This is a genomic window from Streptomyces sp. NPDC019224, from assembly GCF_040632605.1.
GTDB lineage: Bacteria > Actinomycetota > Actinomycetes > Streptomycetales > Streptomycetaceae > Streptomyces.
Window position 1 is genome coordinate 52,019 of sequence record NZ_JBEYCF010000048.1, and the last position, 7,134, is coordinate 59,152.

A 7,134-nucleotide genomic window follows, 5' to 3' on the forward strand; every position below is an offset into this window, starting at 1 on the left:
GGCACCGCCCTCGCACAGATTCGGAGAAACCCCGCATGGACACCGCGCCGCCCCGGGACACGGGAGAGCTGACGTTCCGCGACGCCGCCGAAGCGGACATACCCGCGCTCGTGGAGCTGATCGAGTCGGCGTACCGCGGCGACAGCAGCCGCGCAGGATGGACCACCGAGGCGGACATCCTCCAGGGCCAGCGCACCGATCCGCGGGGGGTGCGCGAGGTGGTGGAGAGCCCGGGCAGCCGACTGCTCGTCGTGGAGCGCGACGGCGTCCTCGTCGCCTGCTGCCAGCTGGAGCACCGGGGAGAGGCCGCCTACTTCGGCATGTTCGCGGTCCGCCCCGTGCTCCAGGGCGCCGGCCTCGGCAAGGTGATCATCGCCGAGGCCGAGCGCACCGTCCGGGAGAGCTGGGGTGTGCGGGAGATGCACATGACCGTGATCTCCGTCCGGGAGGAACTCATCGCCTGGTACGAGCGCCGGGGCTACCGCCGTACGGGCAAGCTGTCCCCGTTCCCGTACGGCGACGAGCGCTTCGGCATCCCGCAGCGCGACGACCTCGCCTTCGAGCTGCTGATCAAGGAGCTGGCCGGCTGACCGCTACGCGGCGCCGCCGCCGCGGCGGATGTCGGGATGATCGGTGGTCACGCCGTCGAGTCCCAGCCCCTCGGCCAGCCGCAGCTGGTCCTGGGTGTTGACCGTCCAGCCGAACACCGTCAGACCCTCTGCATGGGCCTTCTCGACCAGCTCCAGCGTGATGCGCCGGATGTTGAGCACCAGCCGGGTGGCGCCCACCGCCTTCGCGCGGTCCACCAGATCGGCACCCCACCGGCTGGCCACGAGGGCCGTCCGTACGCCCGGGACCAGCTGCGCGATCTCGGCGATCGCCTCGTCGTGGAACGAGATCACCTCGACGCGCTCGACGAGATCGCGCTCGTGCATCACCCCGGCCAGGGTGCGGGCGGCGGCCACGTCCTTGATCTCCGCCTGGAGCGGGGAGCGTACGGCGTCCAGGACCTCCTCGAAGACGGGTACCCGCTCACCCAGGCCGGCGTCGAGCGCGCGCAGCTCGGCGAGCGTCTTCTCCGCGATCGGCCCCTCGCCGTCCGTCGTGCGGTCCACGTCCGCGTCGTGCATGACGGCCAGCGCGCCGTCCTTGCTCAGATGCAGGTCCAGCTCGATGAGGTCCACGCCCTCCCGCTCGGCGCGGACGAACGACCGCAGAGTGTTCTCCGGCTCGATTCCCGCAGCTCCGCGATGACCGATCGTGAGAATGGACAAGGCACGCTCGCTTCCGTCGACGCTCTGTTCCCGTGCGCTGCTCCTGCCCGCACGGCATGGCGGTATGACCGCGATCGGCAGCCTAGCGGCCCCCGCCCGCCGGGCGGGGGAAGGGCGGGCCACCCGCGAAGCGCGGTGTGCACCCGCTGAAGAACCTGTCTCAACGGCATTCGACAGGAAAAATGACGGTGACCATGGGGGTTTCGCAGGATAATTTTCATATTCCCACTTGTCCCCGGGGCGTGCACGTGGATACGGTTGTCGGACGCGAGGTTCTCCCGTGGAGGAAGTGTGATGACGGAAATTCTTGTGCACGACGCCGCATCCGGCGACATAGCTGCTGCCACGCGGGTGATCGAGCACCCGGCCTGGCCCGCGCTCAAGAATGCCGTGGAGGAGATCCGTCCCTGGCAGTCGAAGGACGGCTCCATCGACTTCGACGCGCAGGGCGCGCCCGCACCGGAGCTCGCCGAGGCCGCCGTGGAACGGGTGATCGCCGCCGTCGAGCAGCTCTCCCCCTTGCTCCCGCACGACGCCGCTTACCACCGCGCCCTCGTCGAGGACCTGCGCCGCTGGGTGGGCGGTGGCTTCGGCGTCCCCGACTTCCTGGACTCCCTGCTGGCCTTCCAGCCGGCCAAGGGGCGCGCCGACGGACTCCAGCACCTGGTCGTCTTCGCGATGTACACCCAGAACGGCAACCCCGACCGCAACCTCGAAGCGGTCGTGCTGCGGATGGTCTGGCCCGAGTGGCTCGCCGAACTGGAGGCCACCCGCTACGACAACCCGCTGTTCTGCGGCATCACCTTCGAGGACTTCACCTCCGGCTACGACACCAACTCCGCGGTCCTCTTCCCCGAGACCATCGCGGTCCGCGAGGCCCCCGAGCGCTTCAGCTGGGGCGGCATCTTCTGCGACCGCGAGGCCGCCCGCTTCCGCCGCGTCACCGAGGCGGCCGTCGGACTCCTCGGCGTCGAACTGCCCGACGACATCGGCGCGATGATCGGCGACCAGCAGCGCTGCGAGCAGGCGTTCGTGCTCTGGGACATGGTCCACGACCGCACCCACAGCCACGGTGACCTGCCGTTCGACCCCTTCATGATCAAGCAGCGCCAGCCGTTCTGGATGTACGGCCTGGAGGAGCTGCGCTGCGATCTCACCGCCTTCAAGGAGGCCGTGAAGCTGGAGGCCGAGGGCAACACCCACGGCCGCGACGTGCAGTACGCCGTCCTGTTCGACCGGATGTTCCGCTTCCCGGTCACCGGCGAACGCGTCCGCAACTACGACGGCCTCGGCGGCCAGCTCCTCTTCGCCTACCTCCACAAACACGACGTCGTGCGCTGGACCGACAACACCCTGCGGATCGACTGGGAGCGGGCCCCGCAGGTCACCAACCAGCTCTGCGCCGAGATCGAGAAGCTCTACCGCGAGGGCATCGACCGTCCCAAGCTGGTCCACTGGTTCGCGGCGTACGACCTCGTCTCCACCTACCTCGCCCCGCACCCCGGATCCCGCTGGGCCAAGGGGCCGGACGCGCTGGACCTCTCCCAGCCGCCGCGGAAACTCGTGGACGACGTGCTTCCGGACGAGTTTCCCCTGAGCATGTTCTATGAGGCCCTCTCCAAGAAGCTGAAGAACGTGATCGCCTCGACCAAGGGCATCACCGCCTCGGACGCGGGGAAGGCTGCCGCGTGAGCACAGGTCCCAAGGAGGCGGAGGCCATGAACGGAACAAGCACGGGCGACGCGGACGGCGCGCTCGAAGGCGCCGTGGTCGCCGTCGCGGGGGCCGCCGGACCGGCCGGCCGCGCCACACTGCTCCGGCTCGCCGAGGCGGGCGCCGTCGTCGTCGCCTCGGACTCCCACCCCACCCGGCTCGCCGAAGCCGTCGACGCGGCGCGCTACGCCCACGGCGGCGCCACCGTCACCGGCGACACCGTCGACCTCCTCGACCTCGGCGCCACCCGGGAATGGGCGGCCAAGACGGAGAAGGAGTTCGGCCGCATCGACGGCCTGGTCCACCTCGTGGGCGGCTGGCGCGGCAGCGCGAACTTCGCCGAGACCGACCCCGCCGACTGGACGCTGCTGGAGAAGCTGCTGATCCGCACGGTGCAGAACACCTCGCTGGCCTTCCACGACTGCCTGCTGCGCAGCGACCGGGGGCGCTTCCTGCTGACCAGTGCGGCGGGTGCGAGCAAGCCCACCGCGGGCAACGCCGCCTATGCCGCGGCCAAGGCCGCGGCCGAAGCGTGGACCCTGGCGCTCGCCGACTCCTTCCGCAAGGCGGGGGGCGACGACGGCCCCCGCAGCGCGGCTGCGATCCTGGTGGTGAAGGCACTGGTGCACGACGCGATGCGCGCCGAGCGCCCGAATGCGAAGTTCGCGGGCTTCACCGACGTCGGGGATCTGGCCGAGGCCATCGCCGGCGTCTGGGACCGGCCCGCCCAGGAAGTGAACGGAAAGCGCCTGTGGCTGACCCCGCAACCGTAAGGACCGACGCGCGTCGCCATCACGACCCGTTGGTACGCGGTTTCGCCAGTGACAACTACGCGGGGACGCACCCCGAGATCCTCGCGGCACTCGCCCTCGCCAACGGCGGCCACCAGGTCGCCTACGGCGAGGACGACTACACGGGCCACCTCCAGCGCGTCATGCACAGCCACTTCGGCCCCACCGCCGAGGCGTTCCCGGTCTTCAACGGCACCGGAGCCAACGTGGTGTCGCTCCAGGCCATGACGGACCGCTGGGGCGCGGTCATCTGCGCCGAGTCCGCCCACATCAACGTCGACGAGGGCGGCGCGCCCGAGCGGGTCGGCGGCCTCAAGCTGCTCACCGTGCCCACCGAGGACGGAAAGCTCACGCCGGAGCTCATCGACCGGCAGGCGTACGGCTGGGACGACGAGCACCGCGCCATGCCGCAGGTCGTATCGATCACGCAGAACACCGAACTGGGCACCGTCTACACGCCCGACGAGATCCGCGCCATCTGCGAACACGCCCACGGGCACGGCATGACGGTCCACCTCGACGGAGCCCGCATAGCCAACGCCGCCGCTTCGCTGGACGTCCCCATGCGCACGTTCACCAACACCGTCGGCGTCGACGTGCTGTCCTTCGGCGGCACGAAGAACGGGGCCATCTTCGGCGAGGCCGTCGTGGTCCTGAACCCCGACGCCGTCCGTGCCATGAAGCACCTGCGCAAGCTGTCCATGCAGCTCGCCTCCAAGATGCGCTTCGTCTCCGTGCAGCTGGAGGCCCTGCTCGCGGGCGACCTCTGGCTGCGCAACGCCCGGCACGCCAACGCCATGGCTCAGCGGCTCGCCGAGGGCGTGCGCGCGGTGGACGGCGTGGAGATCCTCCATCCCGTCCAGGCCAACGCCGTCTTCGCGCGGCTGCCGCACGCGGTCGGCGAACGGCTGCAGAAGCGTTTCCGGTTCTACTTCTGGGACGAACGCGCCGGTGACGTGCGCTGGATGTGCGCCTTCGACACCACGGAGGAGGACGTCGACGCCTTCCTCCTCGCGCTCAAGGAGGAGATGGCCGCCGGCTAAGGGCAGCCAGGAGCCCTCGGGGCGCGGACGGCCGGTCCGCGCCCCGGTGCGACGTTTCAGCCGCGCTCGCGCACCTCGGCGGGCGTCGGAGCCGTACCGCCCAGGTGCGCGGGCACCCACCACGTGTCACTCGCGTCCTTCGGCCGGACCGGATAGGCCCGCTGGGCGGCTTCGAGCAGTTCCTGCACCCGTTCGCGCAGCCGGCGCGTGATGGCGCCCGCGTACTGGTCGGCGGGGGCCTCCACGGGCTCGCCGACGCGGATGGTGACCGGGATGTGGTTGCGTTTGAAGTTACGCGGCCGGCCCTTGGTCCACAGCCGCTGTGTGCCCCACAGGGCCATCGGGATCAGCGGCACCCCGGCCTCCTGGGCCAGGCGCGCCGCACCCGACTTGAAGCTCTTGAGCGTGAAGGACTCCGAGATCGTCGCCTCGGGGAACACCCCGACGATCTCACCGGACCGCAGCGAGGCCAGCGCATGGGCGTACGCGTCCTCGCCCTGCTTGCGGTCGACGGGAATGTGCTTCATACCGCGCATCAGCGGCCCGGAAACCTTGTGCCGGAAAACGGATTCCTTGGCCATGAAACGGACCAGCCGCTTCTGCGGGAGCGCTGCGAGCCCACTGAAGACGAAGTCCAGATAACTGATGTGATTGCTGACCAGAACAGCGCCGCCGGTCTGCGGGATGTGCTCCGAACCCTGAGTGTCGATCTTCAGGTCGAGCGCCTTGAAAAACGTACGAGCGGCGCCGATGACCGGCCGATAGACGAGTTCTGCCATCTGGGGAAGACCCTTTCTTCAGCGCCCGCGGAGGTTGTCCCGGCGGAAGTTACGCAGCCGTAGGTTTTCGGCATTGGGGCGATCGTGCCCCATGCGGCGACGCGGTGGCCAGTCCCGGCGCCGCCGGGGCGCGAGATTCTCGTCACGTACGGCCGCCGGGGAATGCCCGCGCCGCCGCGGGCGCTGACCCTTTGCACAGAACTCTGACAGGAGGCCGAAGGTGGACGGGCAGGCGCATACGGAGAGGCTGGACGCGGCGCGACTCGGCGCGGCACTGGGGGAGCGGGCCACCCTCGTCCAGTTCTCCAGCGCCTTCTGCCAGCCTTGCCGGGCCACGCGCCGCACCCTCGCGGAGGTGGCCGGGATGGTCGATGGGGTCGCCCATGTGGAGATCGACGCGGAGGCGCATCTCCCGCTCGTACGGGCCCTGGACATCAGCCGGACCCCGACCGTGCTGGTCCTCGACGCCGGGGGCCGGATCGTCCGCCGGGCCGTCGGGCAGCCCCGTACCGTCGACGTCGTCGCCGCTCTCGGGCGGGCGATGTGACGGGCCGTGATGCTTCTCCCACCTGGTGGGGCGCCCTTGACTGTATGCGCCACACGTCGTCAGTCTGACGCTATGCCGTCAGATCCCCTTCTCCATGGCCGGGCGTACATCGACCTCGCCTACACCGCCGGCGCGTGCTGTCCGGATGCCTGAGCATCCGCGACCCCGCACCCCGACGCGTAGAAGGACATCTCCATGACGGCAACACCCGGGCTCGGCAATCCGCGCACGGCATCCCCGGACCTCCTGCGTTCGGTGTTCCGGCGGCACGCCGCCGGGGTCGCCGTGATCACCGCCGCCGGCGAGCGGCCCGTCGGCTTCACCGCGACCTCGCTCAACTCCGTGGCCGCCGAGCCGCCCCTCGTCTCCTTCGGCGTCGGCGTTTCGTCCTCCAGCTGGCCGGTGCTCGCCACGGCCGAGCATGTCGGCGTGCACATACTCGGCGAGCACCAGCAGGAGCTGGCCGCCACCTTCGCCCGCAGCGGCGCCGACCGGTTCGGGCCGTCCACCTTTTGGCGCAGCGGCCCGGAAGGCGTTCCGCTGCTCGACGGCGTGCTCGCGTGGCTGGTCTGCCGGATCGTGGCCCGGGTTCCGGCGGGGGACCACCGCATCGTGATCGCGCAGGTGGTCGAGGGCGACCCGGTGGGTGAGGGCCGGCCCCTGGTCTATCACCAGGGCCGATTCACAGCTCTGCGAGACTGAGGCCGCCCGCGTGGTTCCCGGATGCCGCGCGTTGGGCAGATCACAGTGCAAAGCGCTTGCTCATTGGCCGCCCACTCGATGTACTGGCGAGTAATATGACGGTCGGAGCGTCGGTCGCCCCGACCGGAAAACGCCCCATCAGGCGCCTATGCTGCGTGCAACAAGGCAGCCCGGAAATGACGATGCAGTAGGAGAGCCGGCGTGAGCTTGAGGATCGTTGTCTGTGTGAAGTACGTGCCCGACGCGACCGGTGACCGGCATTTCGCCGATGACCTGACGGTGGAC

Annotated in this window: 8 protein-coding genes and 1 pseudogene; 7 read left to right on the top strand and 2 right to left on the bottom strand. The window is 70.0% G+C overall.

Annotation, left to right across the window (positions count from 1 at the left end):
- Nucleotides 1-35: 35 nt before the first annotated feature.
- Nucleotides 36-590: a GNAT family N-acetyltransferase gene (locus ABZ564_RS25795; protein ID WP_360860944.1), complete on the top strand. Its 555-nt coding sequence runs from the start codon at nt 36-38 to the stop codon at nt 588-590.
- Between the two features lie 3 nt (nt 591-593).
- On the opposite strand, the gene ABZ564_RS25800 is transcribed toward ABZ564_RS25795, so the two are convergent.
- Nucleotides 594-1,274, bottom strand: coding sequence for a glycerophosphodiester phosphodiesterase family protein (locus tag ABZ564_RS25800; RefSeq protein WP_360860946.1), 681 nt, complete (start codon nt 1,272-1,274; stop codon nt 594-596).
- Between the two features lie 294 nt (nt 1,275-1,568).
- On the opposite strand from ABZ564_RS25800, the gene ABZ564_RS25805 reads away from it, so the two are divergent.
- Genes ABZ564_RS25805 through ABZ564_RS25815 form a run of 3 tightly spaced genes read left to right on the top strand, consistent with a single transcriptional unit; the run spans nt 1,569 to nt 4,821 of the window.
- Nucleotides 1,569-2,966, top strand: a complete 1,398-nt coding sequence (locus ABZ564_RS25805) for a DUF6421 family protein (RefSeq protein WP_360860948.1) — start codon at nt 1,569-1,571, stop codon at nt 2,964-2,966.
- A gap of 26 nt (nt 2,967-2,992) precedes the next feature.
- Nucleotides 2,993-3,760, top strand: coding sequence for an SDR family NAD(P)-dependent oxidoreductase (locus ABZ564_RS25810; RefSeq protein ID WP_360860950.1), 768 nt, complete (start codon nt 2,993-2,995; stop codon nt 3,758-3,760).
- Nucleotides 3,739-4,821: a low specificity L-threonine aldolase gene (locus tag ABZ564_RS25815; RefSeq protein WP_360860952.1), complete on the top strand. Its 1,083-nt coding sequence runs from the start codon at nt 3,739-3,741 to the stop codon at nt 4,819-4,821. Before ABZ564_RS25810 ends, ABZ564_RS25815 begins: the two co-directional genes overlap by 22 nt.
- A gap of 56 nt (nt 4,822-4,877) precedes the next feature.
- Here the strand turns inward: ABZ564_RS25815 and ABZ564_RS25820 are convergent, their stop codons facing one another.
- Nucleotides 4,878-5,600 (bottom strand): lysophospholipid acyltransferase family protein, encoded by a 723-nt coding sequence (locus ABZ564_RS25820; protein WP_360860954.1) that lies wholly within the window; start codon nt 5,598-5,600, stop codon nt 4,878-4,880.
- A gap of 220 nt (nt 5,601-5,820) precedes the next feature.
- Here ABZ564_RS25820 and ABZ564_RS25825 point away from each other — a divergent pair, with 220 nt between their 5' ends.
- From ABZ564_RS25825 to ABZ564_RS25835, 3 genes and pseudogenes are all read left to right on the top strand, one after another.
- The gene (locus tag ABZ564_RS25825) at nt 5,821-6,147 is read left to right on the top strand and encodes a thioredoxin family protein (RefSeq protein ID WP_360860956.1); all 327 of its coding nucleotides are present in this window, start codon (nt 5,821-5,823) and stop codon (nt 6,145-6,147) included.
- A gap of 195 nt (nt 6,148-6,342) precedes the next feature.
- Nucleotides 6,343-6,849 (top strand): flavin reductase family protein, encoded by a 507-nt coding sequence (locus ABZ564_RS25830; RefSeq protein WP_360860958.1) that lies wholly within the window; start codon nt 6,343-6,345, stop codon nt 6,847-6,849.
- 201 nt (nt 6,850-7,050) lie between these two features.
- Nucleotides 7,051-7,134, top strand: a pseudogene (locus ABZ564_RS25835) (electron transfer flavoprotein subunit beta); the annotation flags it as partial.

What these genes read in the sequence shown, in the direction of transcription:
- ABZ564_RS25810 (WP_360860950.1), top strand. Translation starts at nt 2,993, where the DNA reads ATGAACGGAACAAGCACGGGCGACGCGGACGGCGCGCTCGAAGGCGCC.
- ABZ564_RS25830 (WP_360860958.1), top strand. Translation starts at nt 6,343, where the DNA reads ATGACGGCAACACCCGGGCTCGGCAATCCGCGCACGGCATCCCCGGAC.
- ABZ564_RS25805 (WP_360860948.1), top strand. Translation starts at nt 1,569, where the DNA reads ATGACGGAAATTCTTGTGCACGACGCCGCATCCGGCGACATAGCTGCT.
- ABZ564_RS25795 (WP_360860944.1), top strand. Translation starts at nt 36, where the DNA reads ATGGACACCGCGCCGCCCCGGGACACGGGAGAGCTGACGTTCCGCGAC.
- ABZ564_RS25820 (WP_360860954.1), bottom strand. Translation starts at nt 5,600, where the DNA reads ATGGCAGAACTCGTCTATCGGCCGGTCATCGGCGCCGCTCGTACGTTT.